This is a genomic window from Paraburkholderia solitsugae (assembly GCF_013177695.1).
In the GTDB taxonomy this organism is placed as follows: Bacteria; Pseudomonadota; Gammaproteobacteria; order Burkholderiales; family Burkholderiaceae; genus Paraburkholderia; species Paraburkholderia solitsugae.
Genome location: NZ_WOEY01000130.1, coordinates 129,131 through 146,492 on the forward strand (window position 1 = coordinate 129,131; position 17,362 = coordinate 146,492).

The following is a 17,362-nucleotide window of genomic DNA, read 5'->3' on the forward strand; positions in this document are numbered from 1 at the left end:
ATGAAGGATAGCGAACTAATCCTTGAGCCATGAGGTTTGGGGGCACAGGATGGTTCAGAAAGGATGCTTCAGAACTGAGACACTTTTCGTTCGAAAACGGGTGTTCGGCTCTGCGACTTCGCGTGCGCGCGCGGGGCGCGTGGGGCCTGCTTCCTTTCCGCTGGAGCCCGCAGGGCGGGCGTTTACCCTGATCCGCACCGCGTCGCAGCAATTGCCGCGCCGCATCAAAAAAATCGTTGAGCTCGTAAAGTCGTTCAGATATGAGACGGTTCGCGGACGGAATCGGGTTCGAGCTCGGCTTCTCATAATAAATACCATTAAAAACAGGCATTTAAAACGCATGGCACATCTCTGGCTAAAGAGGGTTTGCCGATGGAGTAATGCCTTGGGGCATTTCGACCGGGTGCTTCAGTAGGACTATCGCAGTGCAGTAATTTTTGGGCGGTAAACCGTTGCCCTCACATTTTGCATGCCTTCTGGCGTGCGAGGACCAGCCGGAAACGACTATGCTCGACTTTACGAACGATCAATTCTCGAACCACCTGCTCGCCGTCGTACCAGAACCTGAGATGGCATTGATGGCGCCTCACCTCAAGCTTCAGCGATTACGCGCTGGAGAATTACTTTCGGACTCAGGCGAAACCGTCAAACACGTGTACTTCCCGACTACCGCTATTGTGTCGATGGTCTTTCTGATGGCGGATGGCGCAACGGCGGAGGTGGCTGCTGTCGGTAACGAAGGCGTCATTGGCGTGCCGGTGTTGATGGGCGGAGCGACCATGCCCAACCGCATGGAAGTGCGCAGTGGCGGCTATGCGTACTCCATGAACGCTCAGGTATTCAAGCGCGAGTTCGAGCAGCATGGGCCCGTCCATAAGCTGATGCTGCTTTACATCCAGGCGTTGCTCACGCAGATCGCCCAGAATGCGCTGTGCAACAGGCACCATCACATCGTCAAACAGGTCTGCACCTGGCTCCTGCTTACCCATGATCGACTGAAGTCGGACGAACTCGTCGTCACTCAGCAATTGATCGCGACCATGCTCGGCGTGCGTCGCGAGGGCGTGACGGACGCGGCGGGCAAGCTCCAGGACGCCGGACTGATCAGCATGCGTCGAGGTCACATTACCTTGCTCGACCGCGAAGGTCTGGAAGGGCATGCCTGCGAGTGCTATGGGATCGTCAAACGGGAATTCCGCCGACTGCTTCTCGCAAGTGCAGCGGAGAAAGAAGGCGGCACACCGGTTATGTCGCCGCAACCCATGTACCGCAGAGACAGGGAGCGTGAACTCCAGGCGGCCTGTAGCGGACGTTGAGGCGGACCGATCTCAGCTGCCGCGTTTGTCGTGATTGCTCGTTCGCAGCACGGACGTTAGCCAGCGCCACGTCATGCGCTTGCGAAATGGGGCTGGGTGCGGGTGCCGGCTTGCGCCGCCAACTTGCCGCCTGGCCTCGATTTCGTCCGGCGATAGTGCGCGTTCCGTCCGTTCATCGGTGCGCCGTGCCGCCACGCATAACGACACGGCAAAAATTACCGCAATCATTTCGAGTACGGCAAGGATGATCAAAAGGTGCATGGCGTCCACGAAAAGTCGCGCTGTCGTGCGCGGGATAATGGGTTGACACTCATAGTCTGACATACGGCGCAGACCGGCTATTTTTCAAAGAACTGCCGATGTACGCCTCTGTTCGGCGAATACGTCTCATCGATAGGCGGCCAGCAGCGCGCTGCGATTCGGCGTGCGAACCACTTTGTCAATGATGCTTAAACGGAACAGCCGGAAGGGACTGTGTTCGCATTCGCACATTTCTCATGATTTGTGGCGGCTAAAGTCACTGGCGATGTATTCCTTCAGCCTCTACGACGATGCTTAAACGCAGCCTGCTTGCCAACTATGCTGGCCAGATTGCGACCGTTACGCTCGGCATCGTCATGGTGCCGGCGTACGTGCGATGTCTTGGCGTCGAGGCCTATGGTCTGATCGCGCTCAATGCCGTGTTGCAAGCGTGGGTGCAGATATTGGATCTCGGACTTTCGCCCACATTGTGTCGCGAACTTGCGCGCGCGCAAGATGAAGCATCGAGAAAAGAGGCAAGTGTCCTCCTGCAGTCACTCGAAAAATTCGTGGCGGCGATGTGCGTGCTGCTCGTCGTGCTGTCGGTGTTGACGGCGCCGTTCTTTGCAAAAGACTGGTTGCACGCTGCCGGATTGCCTACGCACGAAATCGAAATCGCATTTGTTCTGATGGTTTTAACCGCTTCATCGCGCTGGCTTTCTTCGGCCTATCGCGGGGGCATGGTGGGCATCGACAGGCAAGCCACGCTCAATGTCGTGATCGTGGGATTTGCCGTCATCCGGGCTGTGCTCGTTGTTCCCGTCATCGCGAGATGGCCGCGAATCGATGTATTTTTCCTTTGGCAACTGGGCGCGCTTGTCGGCGAAAGCTTGACTTTGCGATTCCTGCTTGGCCGCGCGATTAAAGCGCCGCTGCTGACGCGAACCTTCTCACGCGCTACGTTGACGGCGCAGGCGAGATTGTCGCTGTCCATCGCGTTCTCCGCGCTCGTGTGGGCGACCACGACGCAGATCGACAAGGTCATTCTGTCGAAGGTCGTGCCTCTGCAGGCATTTGGCGTATTTAGCATGGCGACGCTCCTCGCCAGCGGTATCTTGCTGCTGGCCAATCCTATTCAGCAGGCGTTCATTCCGCGCTTTGCCGCGGACGGTGTGGGCGGCAGCCGGAACATCCTATCGAGCTATCTTCTCGCGAGCGAGATCATGATGATCGTGGTCATTCCGGTTGCAATGATCTTCGCGATAGCGCCTGATGTCGTGCTCAGGCTGTGGTCGGCGACTGCGCCCTCGACGCCGGAAGCCTGGCGCATCCTGCAGTGCTATGCAGTCGGTAACGCATGTACCGCTATTGCGGAGTTGGCGTTCCTTGTGCAATACGCTCAAGGAAATCTGTCGCTGCAAATCAGGGGTAACGTCGCCTTCCTGATCATCCTCGTACCGGCCGTTTTCATCGGCTCGCGAAACGATGGGGCCGTTGGCGTAGCGTATGCATGGCTTGCATTGAGTCTGTTCCGGGTGCTCGTCTGGGTTAGCATCGTGCACCGTACATTCCTGCCTGGCATCAACGTGAGGTGGTACAGGGGGATGGTGGCGCGCGTCGCGGCGACGGGATTAGTCGGCTTCGCATTTCATTACACGAACCTGCGCCAGGGATCGAGAGTCCAGATTTTCGTTTTCCTCCTCCTCATGTGGCTGTCAATGATGGTGGCCGCGGTCGCTGCCTCACCGATCTCGCAACGTAAAGCGCGCAATCTCGCGGGGCGTCTCGTCTTCAACTGAAGGCGTTGCCTGTTCTCTTCGACGGGAATCGTCGACGAAGTCGCAAATTCAACCTCCAGCCGGAAGACCTTCTGTGCGAATTCGAACCGAAGGGTATCGGGGTGCCGCCTAGGATCGGCAGTAATGGCGCACTGCGGCATGACCGCGCCACGGTTGCTGAACCGTTCAATCATGGAGGTATCGCGATGAGGGTTGCAATTGTTCACGAATGGTTAGTGACATTTGGCGGGTCCGAACGAGTGGTTGAACAGATGATTGAATGCTTCCCCGAAGCTGATGTCTTTAGCTTGATCGACTTTATGGAGGATCGTACTTTTTTGAAGGGGAAAAGGGCGAAGACTTCGTTTGTGCAGAAGCTACCGTTCGCCAAACGACGGTACCGTAACTATCTGCCGCTCTTTCCGCTAGCCGTCGAGCAGTTTGACTTGTCTGCTTACGATCTGATCATTTCAAGTTCGCATGCCGTTGCGAAGGGCGTACTGGTAGGACCCGATCAACTTCATATCAGCTATGTCCATTCACCCATCCGCTATGCGTGGGATCTGCAGCATCAGTACCTGACAGAAGCGAATCTGTTGAAGGGTTTTCGTTCGATGTTCGCCCGCGTCGCGCTGCACTATCTGCGCACGTGGGACGTGCGGACGGCAAATGGCGTCGATACGTTCGTCGTCAATTCCGACTTCATTGCGCGCCGTGTCAATCGTGTCTACCGCCGCGATGCGACGGTCGTGTACCCCCCGGTAGACACCGAGGCATTTGGGTTACACACGCATAAGGAATCGTTCTACGTCACGGTCTCCAGAATGGTGCCGTACAAAAGAGTGGACCTGGTCGTGGAGGCCTTTTCGGGCATGCCTGAGCGTTCGCTGGTCGTGATTGGGGACGGCCCGGATATGGCAAAGATCCGTGCCAAAGCGGGACCCAACGTCATTGTCATGGGGCATCAGCCCTTCGCGGTCCTCAAGGACTACCTGCAACGTGCGCGGGCATTTGTATTCGCTGCAGAGGAAGACTTCGGTATTTCGATTGTGGAGGCGCAGGCGTGTGGCACACCTGTGATTGCGTTCGGCAAGGGCGGGGCATGTGAAACGGTGATCGACGATACACAGCCGCAGCCGACAGGCGTGTTCTTCGAAGAGCAGACCGTCGAATCAGTGCAGGCTGCGGTCCGCAGATTCGAAGCGGGTGCACATAAATTTTTGCCCGAGAGTTGTCGAGCCAATGCGGAGCGGTTTTCCGAGGCGGCTTTTCGTCGGGGGTTCCTGGCAGTCGTCCTGAAAGCGATGGAATCACACCAGAATTTGCGGGTCTGGCGTAAGTTCCGCGCGTCAATTCGACCACCCGTTCGCGCCATAGCGATCGAAGACGAACCGGCGGAACTTGGCGTGTCTTCGCTTCGATCCTAATCGGTTTGGAAAGTCGGCCGGCTGCTCAACACGAGGAAATGCCAAGTGAACTCAACCGTCAGAATCGAGTACGCGTCACTGCCTGAACTGGCCGTCAATCCATTTCCGGCTCTGACGAACAAGGTCGCGCTGGCAGCCGCGGATATTGTTGGTTTTACGGTAGCACTGTTAGTGACGAATCACGTGGGCAAATTTGCTACCGCGGCGCCGAGGAATATGTGGGCGATCTTCTCCCATCAGCCCATGCTGATCTACATGGCGCTCGCCTGCGTTGGAACAGCGTGGTTCTGGGCGAGGCTGCGGCACTACACGTGCCGCCGGCCGATGTGGCGTGAACTCCAGGAGATCTTCCGGATGTTGATCGTGCTCGCGGTCGTTCATCTGGCGCTTACCGCGCTGACCAAGGGAACGTTCTCGCGCGGATGGTGGGCGTTGACGTGGAGCGGCGCCCTTGTCTTAGTGCCCGCGTTCCGGTCGCTAACCAAGCGCGCGCTCGATTGGGCAAACCTGTGGAAGCGCCCGACGCTGATTGTGGGTTGTGGCGAAAGCGCGTTGGAAGCCAGGCGGGCACTGTCGAATCAGGCGTTTCTGGGCGTGGACGTGATCGCCTATGTCGCGCCCGACGCCCAGGCCGCCGCGGACAAAGAATCGATCTTTGTGTCGGACGCCCCCATTCTGCAGGGCTTGACCCCCGCGACGTTCAGATCGTTGCCAGGGGTACAGGTCGTGATAGCGCTCGAACACGATCACCGGGCCTTGCGCGACATGTGGGTTCGCGGACTCACGAAGTACGGCATTCGGGACGTCACCGTGATGGCATCGATGCGTGGCGTGCCGTTGTGCGGCACCGACATCTCGTACTTCTTCGGCCATGAAGTGATGATGTTGCGCGTGCAAAACAACCTCGCGCGTTTTTCGGCCAGAGTGCTCAAGCGGATCTTCGACGTCGTGGTGGGCGGGTTTCTGTTAATCATGCTACTGCCTATCTTCGCGATTATTGCGGCCCTGGTGGCAAGGGACGGTAGCTCCGCGTTTTTTGGGCACACCCGGATCGGACAGAACGGCAAAAAGTTCAGCTGCTACAAATTCCGCTCGATGGTGCCGAATGCCGACAAGGTACTGAATGAATTGCTTGAGCGCGATCCGGTCGCAAGAGCCGAATGGGAGAAGGATTTCAAACTGAAGGACGATATCCGGATCACGTCAATTGGCGCGCTACTGCGCAAAACCAGCCTCGACGAATTGCCGCAGTTGTGGAACGTGCTGCGCGGGGACATGAGCCTTGTGGGACCGCGCCCGGTCATCGAGAAGGAGATCGCCCGGTACGGTGAGGAGGCTGCCTATTATTTATTGGCAAAACCGGGCATGACAGGTCTCTGGCAGGTAAGCGGCCGTAACGATACGGATTACGCGCGGCGCGTATTCCTCGACGCATGGTATGTGAAAAACTGGTCGCTCTGGTACGACATCATGATTATGTTGAAGACGGTTGGCGTGGTGGTCCGGCGCGATGGCGCGTACTGATTGATGGGATGGCGATGCTGGCGCCGACTATTGACGAGGCGTATCGCTGCATCACAGTTTCAACGCAGTGATGGTCGTGCTGAGTACGCGGGCCATACAGAAATTTGCCAGCAATTGCGGCGGCGTGATAAATGCCTTGGCCAATAGGACCTCGCCACCGTCGCTCAACGCGAGCGAGTATTGGTTGGCCAGCGCCTTCAGCAACAGAAGCACCACCGGCATGGCTGAAGAGGCGAGCAAAATGACAACGCACGTGTAGAGCGTGTATAGCCCTGTCCGTACCAGATACTGTCCGCTCCTGGCGCGGAACACCAACAATCGGGAAGCCGAAAAAACTGCAATGGCCGCAATGACCGAGCTTAGAAAATTGGCCTGGAATACCGGTAAATGCAGCCACTGAGCGAAAAAAAACAGCAGTGATGTGTCGAGCAACCAACCGCAGCCCGAAACCGTACCAAATCGAAAGAATGACTTCATCGTCTTGTTCAAATTGTTAGCTTCGGTGCTCATTGGGATCTTCGACCTTGGTGTGAGATTGTGCCCCGGCTGGGTCACGGGATCAGTTCCACGGCCGCACTGGGTGGTTATCCACGACAGCAGACCGGCTATCTGCTCTGATCGGCGATACTCAAACTTCTGGGAGCAATGCCAAAGCAATTGAGAGCGGTAAAGTCCGGTGACGGATTCTGAAAGACGACGCTAATGACGCTATCGCTACGGAAGTTCAACTTTAAACCAGCCGTCTCAGCGAGCTTGAGCCCCATATACAAGACACGCCAAGGCACGGGAATCAGTATGAGACGCCGACCTTGCATGCTGGCGATGTGCCGCAATAGAGCACGAAAAGCGATCCCATCAGGCTGAGCAATAGTGAGGGGCCCCTTTGCTTTATCGAATTCTCCGGCAATCGCACGGCGCACCACATCCGCCAAGGTTTCTTCGTGCAGCAGATACTGCAGCGAGCTACCGTCACCGATCATCGGAACAATGCGCGCCTTGTCGGCAACTTGCTCGAGGCTGCCAAAAACCCCGCCCCCGCTTCCCCCATAGACCAGGCCAAGCCGCAAAACCACTCCGCCTGCCTGCAGGGCCATCCTTTCGACCGCCAGTTTTGCCTGCCCATATACAGAACGCGCACCTGCAAATGCGCTGATCGTCGAGATAAAGACCACCTGCTGGACACCGGCCGAGCGGGCGGCTTCGAAGAGCCTCGCAGAGCCCTGCACGCAAGTGCGCTGTATATCGTCTACGCTATTCACCTTCATGTCCCAGGCAGCATGAACCAGATGGGTGACCTTACGCCGAGCCAGTTCCCGCGTCACGCTTTCGGAATCGGAATCCAGCGACCATTCCATATCCCGCTCTCCGGAAGGATGCCGAACCATCCTGATTACTTCTCCGCGCGACTCTAAAGCACGAACGAGAATCGAGCCCACATAGCCGCTGGCGCCGGTTACCGCAAATCGAGGAGAAGAGGATGTCATACACGTAGCGCACAAGCATTTTCGGATGCAAGGCGGGTCACTGCCTTACCAATGCGATGGGCGTTAGCCATCACGGTCAAGGTAATCGTCGTTGCGGGAATGCTCGGGAACACCGTCGCGTCGATCACATGGGTATAGGCCATCCCATACGGCCGTCCTAAGGCGTCGGTTTCGCCGGCCTTCGGATGGACCGCCATCGGAAAGCTGCCGCCAGTGTGGAACCCGCGGCCCGGCTCCGTCACCTGCAACATGGGTGCCACGGGGAAAGCGCCGAAGCAGCGAGAGTAAGCCCGCAGTTTGTCCACTACCTGGCTTACCTTGGCTGCGGTCTGCGGATTCAACGATTGGCTGAGATCGAAAAAATCGCCATCGCTCGTACGGCGCAAGACGCCGTTGATGGCACCCGAGTGCGCCGAATGCAGGTACGCTTGAACCAACAGCAACCGGCCGAGAACCAGATTCTTCGGGAAAACCGTTTTCAGCAAGCCCAGTTTATGGTCCAGCAACTGTTCGAGATGGTCGTTGTAGCTATACACCTGCAGGTGAAGCGCGTAAGGACTTATCGCCAGGTCGGCAATCTCAATGAACGCCTGAGTCAGTGTATGAAGCTTTTCGTCCGCTACGTCAGGCGCAGCCTTCGCTTGCAGCATAGGGAATAGAAAATACTGCGAATCCTTGAACTGCACCGGGTGATCGTAAAGTCCCAGCGAACGCAGCAGTATGACAGTGGAATTGATGGTTCCCGCGCCGATAAATACGCGGCCTCCACTCAACTCGGCCCGGGTGCCGTCCTGGTTCGCCACCTCGATGATGACGCCACTTTCCGTCTCCCTTACGGAGCGTACGAGGACATTGGGCCGGTAGTGCACACGACCCGTGCCCAACAGCCGCTCCAGGGTATGACGACTGGAATACACAGAGTCGCGTGGACAACCATGCAGGCAATAGCCGCAATAATTGCAGCCCTTAGCATCGATCCGATCGCTTGCATTCACCGCCAGGCGAGACCCGCCCACCCGGATCCCACCGGCCAGCAGTCGCTCCCTATGGTTGAATGACCGCTCCAGCAGCTGACGGACCTGCGCGCTCTTTCTTAGCGGAGACATCGACTGCGCCGGCATGGGGAACTGCATGGATAGATCATCCTCCTCCCCGGCCACCGGCAGCATGCTCAATACGCTCGCATAGCTGTTTGCCATTTCTTCATATGCAACTGGCCAATCGCAAATATCCTCGGCGCTGTATGGAAAGAGGGCGGCGCCCCATGCATTGCTCAAGCCCCCTTTGGCATAAGACGCCCGGATATTCAACTTGCCGTAACGGATGTCCGGAGCTGCAACCGGGCGCTGATAAGGATAGTCCGATCCGTGGACCAGCTTGAACGGCACCTCGCCATGCTTGGGAACCAGCGTCCTCAGCACCTTGATTTCTTCGCCCGTCCATTCGGCAAGGGGCTTGCCCCCGGCCGCACGAGCCAAGGTCTCGCGCTGAGGCTCCAACGTAACACCTGCGTCCAGTATCGTGACCTCATGTCCCTCACTGGCGAGCGCATGCGCGCAAGCGACCCCCGCGGGACCGGACCCGACGACGTAGTACATAGCCGATGTTTGTCGCATTTGTGTACCAGCGTTAGTGGCCCCCTTCTCTGCCAGACACCTTCACGTTTAGCTGAAGAATGCTTAGCAGGCAGCTTGAGAAGACGAACTCCATTCCCGTGGAAATGAGTAAGGAAGAACACACGACAAGCCGCGTGAACGAGTCTGCGTCCAATGCGCCGAAGTGCGTGCCCGACCAGATGTACAACGCACGAAAAACCATGGCCACGCCGGCCACGACCAAAGTACCTCCAATCAGCGTCCCCCGCTCCAGTTGAAGCCAGCGCCCCAACCACGCAGTCCATCTGGAATTGGGAAACAACCCTTCCTGATCCGCAAACATGCGGGAGAGCACGGCGAAGAGCAGCAGTTGAAACCCCACCTCGGTCATGGTGGCGCAATAAATCAACGTATCGATACCAAAGCGGACGCCGTGAATGGTGACAGGATGCGGGAATAGTGCACCACCCAATAGCAAACCCGCAACCAGCAGCAGCATGCCGGGGTACAGGAACAGCCAGTTAGGGCTAAACAGCAGCATGAACCGCAAGTGACGCCAGCCATCGCGATAGGGGCGCAAATGCGGTGGACGGGACCGGCCGTCAGGACTGAGGGTGGTTGGGACTTCAACAACGTTCATGTGTTTCAGCGTCGCCTTGATCACCATTTCCGACGCGAACTCCATGCCTCTCGTACGCAAGTCCATGCGCTCGAAAGCTGCCTTGGAAAAGCCGCGAATGCCGCAATGAAAATCGCCGACCTTGGGTCGAAATAACAAGCGACCGATTCCGGAAAGTACGGGATTGCCGATGTACTTGTTCTTCCAGGGCATCGCCCCTGGCGCAATGCCGCCCTTGAACCGATTGCCCATCACCAGATCCGCACCTTCCCTGAGCGCGGCAACAAAGGGCTCGAGTCGGCTGAAATCATAGCTGTCGTCGGAGTCACCCATGATGCAATACTTGCCGTTGGCGCCCATCACTGCGCCATAGAGCGCGGCGCCGTAACCGCGGACGGGAATATCGACCACCCGCGCGCCCAACTGTTTCGCGATATCCTGGGAGCCGTCGGTCGAGCCGTTGTCGCCAATGATGACTTCGCCTGAAATATCTTTTCCCTCAAGGAACCGCTTGGCTTTCGCGATGCACGCCCCCAGGGTTTCCGCTTCGTTGAGACATGGCATAACAATGCTTAATTCGACGCTGCTAGTCATGAGAAGGTACCTCAATTCGGAAAACGGATTAATCCTCCGGGGGGCTTGGCTTCGCGCTTCTTTCAGCAGTGCACAGGCCGGGAAGCCACGCACAAAAATGCGACACTCGCGCAACTGCACTGCAACGTGATTTTCGGCTCGTGCGGCTCGACGTATGTGCGATATCGCACCGAGCCTCCGGCCACTTCCTAACGAGATTGAGAGGCAATCTGGAGACTGACCATTTGTTGCTCCACATGCCCGGGAGAAATTGTCTTTCTCTTGACAAACTAGAGCGCAGCATCGATCGTTACAGTGACTCGATCGATGCTTCCGTCAGTTCAAAAACGTTTCCGCACATTGCGGACACGGTAGCAACATCAGGAGTGCAATCTACTTCCATGCGCTTCGCGCGGCCTGCCTGATCCTGTGAACGTGCCGTGGCCTTTCGCCTGCTTCGGCTTTAGGGTTGCCTCACCAACGAAGTGCACTACCGTGGAGGGACGTGCCGTGAGTGGAAACGAGAACAACATGAGCATTGGCGCTCATCAGCGCGAGGAGTCGATCGCTCGGTCTGGCGAAACACCTCTGTGGCGTGTGCTTTATTTCGCCTGCGTGATGGCTCTTTCAATAGCCTATTTCCATTCGGCCATCGAGGTATCGAACTACAAGCACCTCTGGATGGACGAAGTGCTGGCAGTGACAGCCGCCGGTCAACCGACACTTGTCGGCGTTAACGCAGCGATATGGGCTGGCACGGACTTTTCCCCCCCGCTGCTTCACTACCTTTTGCATGGTTTGATGTATTACGCAGATGTATTTAGCGCTCCATTGATCTATAGAGTTCCATCCATCCTTAGTGTTTATCTGGCGGCCTGGCTGATCTACCTGTTGGTTAGGCGATACCTGAGCGCGGCTATGGCCCTGGTGGCGTTTGCGTTGATTCTTGGCTCCGGGCTGTTTGAATTCGCCGTGCAAGCGCGGCAGTATGGATTGCTGACCCTGGACCTGTCAGCAGCACTGTTTATCTGGGACGGATTTCGCCGCACGCGATATCCGAGCGCAAGCGCCTTGGCGTTATGGGCAGTTTTTGCAATGGGGTTAGGTACACATTTTTACGGATTCCTATCGATTGCTGCGATTGGAATGTGCGAGGTTTTATATTTTCTGACTGGTGGCAGCATTAGATGGAGAATTTGGCTTGCTTTGGTTTTGACCATCCCGGTGGAAGCGGGTCTCCATCCTCTGGCAGCGCATCTGGCTTCGTTTAACGCCGGCGATAACAAAGCGCTCTCCTACTATGCACATCCAACAGTTGGCGCATTTTCTGAGGCACTGTGGAAAGTGTTGCTTGGGGGAAGCGGCGGAACCCTTGTTATCGCGATAGCAGCGCTGTCAGCGATTCTCATTTCCGTGGCCAAGGTCTCGCCGTTACTGGCTGACAAATTGAACGCACTGGAAGGCGGAGTAACGCCAACATCAGCCGCGGACCGTCTGCAGTTCGAGATCTTGCTTGGGGCCTTATTGTTGCTGCCGTTTGTTATCTTCGCCTTCTCCCTTTTGATTACGCACTCATTCAGCTATCGGTACGTCGTTGCGTGCACCTTGTTTTTTGGTATGGCAGGGGCTTATCTATTGGATAAATTGACATGCAAGCGGGCAGTTGCCTTGATAACAATGCCCGTCCTGATTCTCATACTGATAAGTCGTGGACACGCGCAAGATGATGTTGCCAGTGTGATTGCCAGTCTAAGGCAGGTTCCTGCCGGGTTGCCGATTGTGGTGGAAAATGGCCGAGACTACATCGAACTCATGGGGGCCAACGATAATCCTTCCAAAGATCGGTTGTATTTTCTCAAGAACTCTGCAGGATATGTTTCGCCTGATCCAACCAACGAGCATGCAGCAACAAGGATGGTTTCCTTGGGGAAGGGTTACAAGGTCGTAGCGGCACGTGAGTTTTTGGCTCACCAAAAGGACTTCTATCTATTTACTACGCCGGAGCATGGTACCCGTGAAGGATTTCTGCCCTGGTTGTTTGCTGACTCGATCGCAACCCGTCTGCTGTTCTCCGGACCGGACGCGACTGTGCTCCAGGTTCATCAGGGCGATAAGTGAATCAGCAGCCCTCGGGTCCGACCATGCCGGCGATACCGCGAGCTACTGTCGGTCCGGAATGAGATAGCGAGGTATCGGGCCCACTCGCCAGTCGAAGCTTTGCGCGGTAATCGTTAACGGCGTATCGACACCTTGCCAGTCGCGCTGAATGTATTTTCCGGCTGGCAGGTGTATGGATGCCATACCTTCCTTGCCGTCGGTGGTCCAGCCGGCGATGACCGGATCATCAGTCCCGTACTGATACGCCTTGACGTTATTCGCGTCGACTAGTGCCTTTGCCCAGTTACGCGTGCCGACGGTACTGCTCAACACGGAAGCGGCGACGAACGCTGGTTTGGGTGTCAGATCGTGGCGCAGCAAGCCAAAATTATGTTCGATGTTGTTGATGTCGGTGCCATCATCGACAAAGTCATACCAGAACAACACCCGAACCGCGCCATAGCGCCGCGAGAGCAAATAGGTGCGCACCAGATTGGACGCCTGTGTTGCCTCACCTTGCCCAGGGTCTTTAGGATTCACGGGCCAGCCCATTTCCGTCACCCAAACCTGGAGAGGCCGGCCGTCTGATTTCACATGCTGTGCAGTCAGTTCTTTCAGGTAGGGCCATACCGTCGGAACGCTCACGAAATCTATCGGGGCGCCCGTCGCCTGGTATCCCCTTTCTGGTGTATTGGGTGGCATATAGGGGTGTACGCTAAAGCCGTCCTGGTCGTTCAGACTTCCTTCCTTGATCATCGCAACCAGGCAGTCGCCGCCGGGGCCGCCACCCGCGCCGCCGCCGCCGCAGGAAATGACCGACGCATCCGGGCTGACACGTTTGACGGCGCTGAACGTGTCCTTCAATAGGGAAGAATAGGCGGCGTAGCTGATCTTGCTGAAGTCCGGTTCATTCCACACCTCCCAATGCTTCACTGTCCCACCGTAGCGGGCGACCACAGCGTCAACGTAGTCCGAGAAACGCTTCCGGGCCTCGGGTGACTGCGGAAAGTTCGACTTTGAAAAAAGCGTTGGATAGGCGGTCGCATTGCCATAGTCAAGCACGACTAACGGCGAGATCCCGAGACGCTTACATGCGGCAAGGTATGCGTCGTAGCGCGCAGGAAAGTTGAAGACGCCTGGTCTTTTCTCGATTGCCTCCCAATAGAGTTCGTCCCGGATCCACGAGAACCCGGCCTGCTTGACGAGCGGCAACAGCACCGAGGGCGGTGTGCCGCCTTGAGCGAAGTGGGTGACGACACCGAAGTCGGAAGGCCCCACTTCATCGCGCTTCGTGACGACAGCCAGCGTGCTCGCTGTCTTGTCGAGCGTTTCTCCGTCCGGCGCTTTCAAAATTGCGTCGACGCGGAACAAACCAGAACGCGGTGTCGCGACGCCGACTTCGATCGCCTTGCCTCCCTGCATATTGCTGATGGTTCTCTCGTACGAGGCGAGCGGAGCTGGCATCAACTTGCCGTCGCTGTCATATGGGAAAACGCTGACCGTTACCTTTGCCTGGTGCAGATCGTCCGGCGTTGAAACATCGAACCGGAGGATCTTCTTTCCGTTTGTCAGCGTGATTTGCGAGCCTGGCAGATTGACCAGTTGCAGCTTCGACTGTGCGTATGAGCCGTTTGAGAAAGCCAGAAACAGTAATGCAGTTAGCGTTGCGCGTCTGACTTGGCGTGGTTCGAACAGGCTTCGGCGGAGATGAATCGTCAGCATAGGATCATCCTCGTTGAATCGCTCATGGAAATAACTCAGTCGGTTCGACAAGCAGAGATGCCGATGCGGAGCGGCCGCGCGGGACGCCGCTTTTTCCGGGCGACAAACCGGACCAAGATAGGGCGCGCCGTTCTACTCATCAGTGCGGAATCGAACTTTCAAAGCTGTCGCCGGTGCCGGATCACACCTACGTTCTCCGCCGGGCCTTGTGTGTGAAACCGTACTGATCGAGTTTCCTGCGAGATCGCTTAATGCAACCTCTGACTGGCTATCGGCTGGTCGGCGGATTACGACGCCGGTGCCGTCTGGCGCGCTGGAATGGTGTGGCAAATCGAATACAGCGATGTGTATCAGACGGCGTGAGCGAAACCTGGGCGCATGGCGTTGCTGTCTCGGGATCATCTGGAGAGGTATCTGATGGACGACGTTACGGAGCGATCCAACGCTCACCGGAAAGACGGTTCCGTTCAGGCCGCAACGGCAACCGACGCCGGCGCGATGCGAAGTGTCCAACGGCAGGTGCCGTTCGCGGGGTTTGCAATTAACGGCAAATTTGCGTCTCAGCGGATCACTGGCGTGCAACGCGTTGGCTATGAACTGGCGATGGCGTTTCAGCGACTGTTTCCCGAGGACACCGATCTCCCGCTGCTGCTTCCTGTTGACGCACGCGAGGAGGTCGACCTACCGAAAGCAAAGACGGTCGGACGCCGGTTGAAGGGCGCCCTGTGGGAGCAATTCGCGCTCCCGTTCGCGACTGGCGGCCGAACACTGCTTAGCCTCTGCAATATGGGGCCACTGTTCGCACGTCGTCAGGTCGTGATGATGCATGACGTGGCAGTCTACGATCTGCCGGAGAACTATTCCTGGAAGTTCAGGTTATGGTATCGGTTCGCATTTTCGATTTTGAAGCACAGCGCCAGCCACATTGTGACGGTGTCGGAATTCTCGAAAAAAAGAATCATGGCGCGCCTCGGTATCGACGCGTCGCGTATTTCGGTCGTCTGGAATGGCGTGGACCACTTTGACAGAATCGCAGCGGATCAGTCGATTTTGTCACGGCTGAATCTGCAGCACGACGGCTATGTACTCGCGGTCGGTAATCTGTCAGTCGGCAAGAATCTTGCCCGAGTGCTTGCCGCAATCGAGCAACTGAGCGAGCGTCACGACTGGAAGTTTGTGGTGGTCGGCGGATGCGATTTGCGGATCTTCAATCCCAAAGCCAAGGCGGGCTACGACCTCTCGAAGAACATCATCGCCGCCGGTTTCGTGTCCGATGGTGAGCTGCGTGCGCTGTATGAAAATGCGGCCTGTTTTGTGTTTCCCTCGCTGTATGAAGGTTTTGGACTGCCGCCGCTCGAGGCGATGTTGTGCGGCTGTCCCGTGGTTGTGTCGCGTGAAGCCTCGCTGCCGGAAATATGCGGCGATGCCGCGGTCTATTGCGACGCGCGTTCCGTCGAAGACATCGCCGACAAGGTGGCGCAGTTGATGGGCGACGCTGCGCTGCGCGACACCTGGCGCGCGCGCGGCAGGGCGCATGCGCGTCACTTCCGCTGGGAGCGGTCCGCACGTCAGTTACTGGATGTTCTGGAGCGTCAACTCGGGGCGGGCGAGGCCGCTCGTCCAGTCCGCGCGCCGCCCGTCGCATCGAGGTTTTGAGTTGCTGCGCTTGCCAGGTAGCCACGACGCCAAACTGCACCTTGAGCCTCGGTGCGATTCCGAACATAGCCTTCCGTATGTCACCAAGTACTCTTCCCGTGTTGAGCGCGCCGCGCTTGCTGGACAAGAGACAGGGATGCAGCAATACAGAGTCTTGGTGATCAACGATTTCGAGCAAAAGGGTGGGGCGGAGGTCGTCTATCGGCAGTCCGCTGACCTTCTACGTGCAATGTCCGGCGTGGAAGTGGAATGTTTTGACGTCAGCCGACTCCGCGGGAGTTCGTCGTTGCTGTCGAGATCGTGGAACGTGGCGGCGGCACGCGCACTGAAGCAAACCCTTATCACCTATCGCCCGCATCGGATTCTTGTCCACAACTACCACAATGCGTTATCCGCCTCGGTCCTCGGCGTGATCGCCCGATACAAGCGGGAGTTGGGCTACGCCACGTATATGACGTGTCACGATTTTCATCTTGTGTATTACAACCCGACACTGCACTACGTTGTGAACGGCCATATCGAGCATTTGACGCTGGATGTGCTGCAAACCGGGCATGTCCTGAAGTTGCGCGCCAGCACCAAAGGTGCAGTCCACGACATTTTTTCGAAGGCCTACTGGCATGCGGTGCGGGCGGTGTACAAGCCAGAGCGCATCTTCGACCGGTTAATTTGTCCCAGTGACTTCATGCAGGAGGCCCTGCGTCGGAGAGGGATCGACAACACGGTCGTCCTTTACAACCCCTCGGTAGTGGCGGAGGCGAACAAGCCGGTGAGCGTGCGCGATCGGGAGCGCTTCAATCTTGCATTTGTCGGACGCATCGCCCGCGAGAAGGGTCTCGCGGAGTTTATCGCGCTCGCGAACTCGATCGATTTTGCGCGTATTGAGCGCATCGGTGTGTTTGGCGACGGTCCCGACCGCGACGCGATCGAGCGACGCTATGCGCCGCTGGTCGAGTCGGGAAAACTTATTTTCTTCGGTAGCCTGCCGCACGACCGGCTATTCTCCGAACTACGACGCTTTGCCGATGCCATCGTCCTGCCGTCCGTGGGGATGGAAGTCGCGCCGCTCGTCATTGTCGAGGCTGCCATGCTGGGGCTGCCCACCCTGATCCGGGAAGGCGCTCATCGATTGGATTTTGGCAATACCGTCGGCAGCAAGATCACTTATCGTGATAACCCGCAGAGTATTCGAGCGGCGCTCGATGAGCTTGCCACACACCTCGCGACGCCGGAGAGACGGTACGATGTGAGCGATTTTTTGCCTCAGTGTTATGCGGAGCGTCTGGCACACATCATGCGCTTGACATAGACCCAGACACGTCTTGCTGGCC

Annotated in this window: 11 protein-coding genes and 2 pseudogenes; 7 read left to right on the top strand and 6 right to left on the bottom strand. The window is 57.2% G+C overall.

The genetic code is table 11. The features are described 5' to 3' along the window. Positions 1-506: 506 nt before the first annotated feature. The 4 genes and pseudogenes from GNZ12_RS33355 (at position 507) to wbaP (ending at position 6,285) form a co-directional block, all read left to right on the top strand. Positions 507-1,316 (top strand): Crp/Fnr family transcriptional regulator, encoded by an 810-nt coding sequence (locus GNZ12_RS33355; protein ID WP_172316261.1) that lies wholly within the window; start codon positions 507-509, stop codon positions 1,314-1,316. Positions 1,317-1,867: 551 nt separating this feature from the next. Next, on the top strand, positions 1,868-3,355 hold the full coding sequence (locus GNZ12_RS33360; RefSeq protein ID WP_172316262.1) for a lipopolysaccharide biosynthesis protein: 1,488 nt from the start codon (positions 1,868-1,870) through the stop codon (positions 3,353-3,355). Positions 3,356-3,486: 131 nt separating this feature from the next. Further along, positions 3,487-4,641, top strand: a pseudogene (locus GNZ12_RS33365) (glycosyltransferase family 4 protein); the annotation flags it as partial. A gap of 165 nt (positions 4,642-4,806) precedes the next feature. Then, positions 4,807-6,285, top strand: coding sequence for an undecaprenyl-phosphate galactose phosphotransferase WbaP (gene wbaP / locus GNZ12_RS33370; RefSeq protein WP_328806096.1), 1,479 nt, complete (start codon positions 4,807-4,809; stop codon positions 6,283-6,285). A 51-nt stretch (positions 6,286-6,336) separates the two neighbouring features. On the opposite strand, the gene GNZ12_RS33375 is transcribed toward wbaP, so the two are convergent. From GNZ12_RS33375 to GNZ12_RS33390, 5 genes and pseudogenes are all read right to left on the bottom strand, one after another. Next, positions 6,337-6,795 (bottom strand): GtrA family protein, encoded by a 459-nt coding sequence (locus GNZ12_RS33375; RefSeq protein WP_172316264.1) that lies wholly within the window; start codon positions 6,793-6,795, stop codon positions 6,337-6,339. 95 nt (positions 6,796-6,890) lie between these two features. Further along, positions 6,891-7,769 (bottom strand): NAD-dependent epimerase/dehydratase family protein, encoded by an 879-nt coding sequence (locus tag GNZ12_RS33380; RefSeq protein WP_172316265.1) that lies wholly within the window; start codon positions 7,767-7,769, stop codon positions 6,891-6,893. Further along, the gene (locus GNZ12_RS33385) at positions 7,766-9,268 is read right to left on the bottom strand and encodes a GMC oxidoreductase (protein WP_216673463.1); all 1,503 of its coding nucleotides are present in this window, start codon (positions 9,266-9,268) and stop codon (positions 7,766-7,768) included. The genes GNZ12_RS33380 and GNZ12_RS33385 overlap by 4 nt, the downstream gene beginning before the upstream one ends. A gap of 18 nt (positions 9,269-9,286) precedes the next feature. Then, a pseudogene (locus tag GNZ12_RS44675) lies at positions 9,287-9,385 on the bottom strand (NAD(P)-binding protein); the annotation flags it as partial. A 13-nt stretch (positions 9,386-9,398) separates the two neighbouring features. Then, complete coding sequence (locus GNZ12_RS33390; RefSeq protein WP_216673456.1) at positions 9,399-10,577, bottom strand: glycosyltransferase family 2 protein; 1,179 nt, start codon at positions 10,575-10,577, stop codon at positions 9,399-9,401. Positions 10,578-11,087: 510 nt separating this feature from the next. Between GNZ12_RS33390 and GNZ12_RS33395 the strand changes: the two genes are divergently transcribed. After that, positions 11,088-12,674, top strand: coding sequence for an ArnT family glycosyltransferase (locus GNZ12_RS33395; protein ID WP_172316267.1), 1,587 nt, complete (start codon positions 11,088-11,090; stop codon positions 12,672-12,674). Between the two features lie 42 nt (positions 12,675-12,716). Here GNZ12_RS33395 and GNZ12_RS33400 read toward each other — a convergent pair whose 3' ends face one another. Continuing rightward, positions 12,717-14,375 (bottom strand): endo-1,4-beta-xylanase, encoded by a 1,659-nt coding sequence (locus GNZ12_RS33400; RefSeq protein WP_172316268.1) that lies wholly within the window; start codon positions 14,373-14,375, stop codon positions 12,717-12,719. Between the two features lie 417 nt (positions 14,376-14,792). On the opposite strand from GNZ12_RS33400, the gene GNZ12_RS33405 reads away from it, so the two are divergent. Then, positions 14,793-16,031, top strand: a complete 1,239-nt coding sequence (locus GNZ12_RS33405) for a glycosyltransferase family 4 protein (protein WP_172316269.1) — start codon at positions 14,793-14,795, stop codon at positions 16,029-16,031. A 136-nt stretch (positions 16,032-16,167) separates the two neighbouring features. After that, positions 16,168-17,340: a glycosyltransferase family 4 protein gene (locus GNZ12_RS33410; RefSeq protein WP_172316270.1), complete on the top strand. Its 1,173-nt coding sequence runs from the start codon at positions 16,168-16,170 to the stop codon at positions 17,338-17,340. The last annotated feature ends 22 nt before the right edge of the window (positions 17,341-17,362 follow it).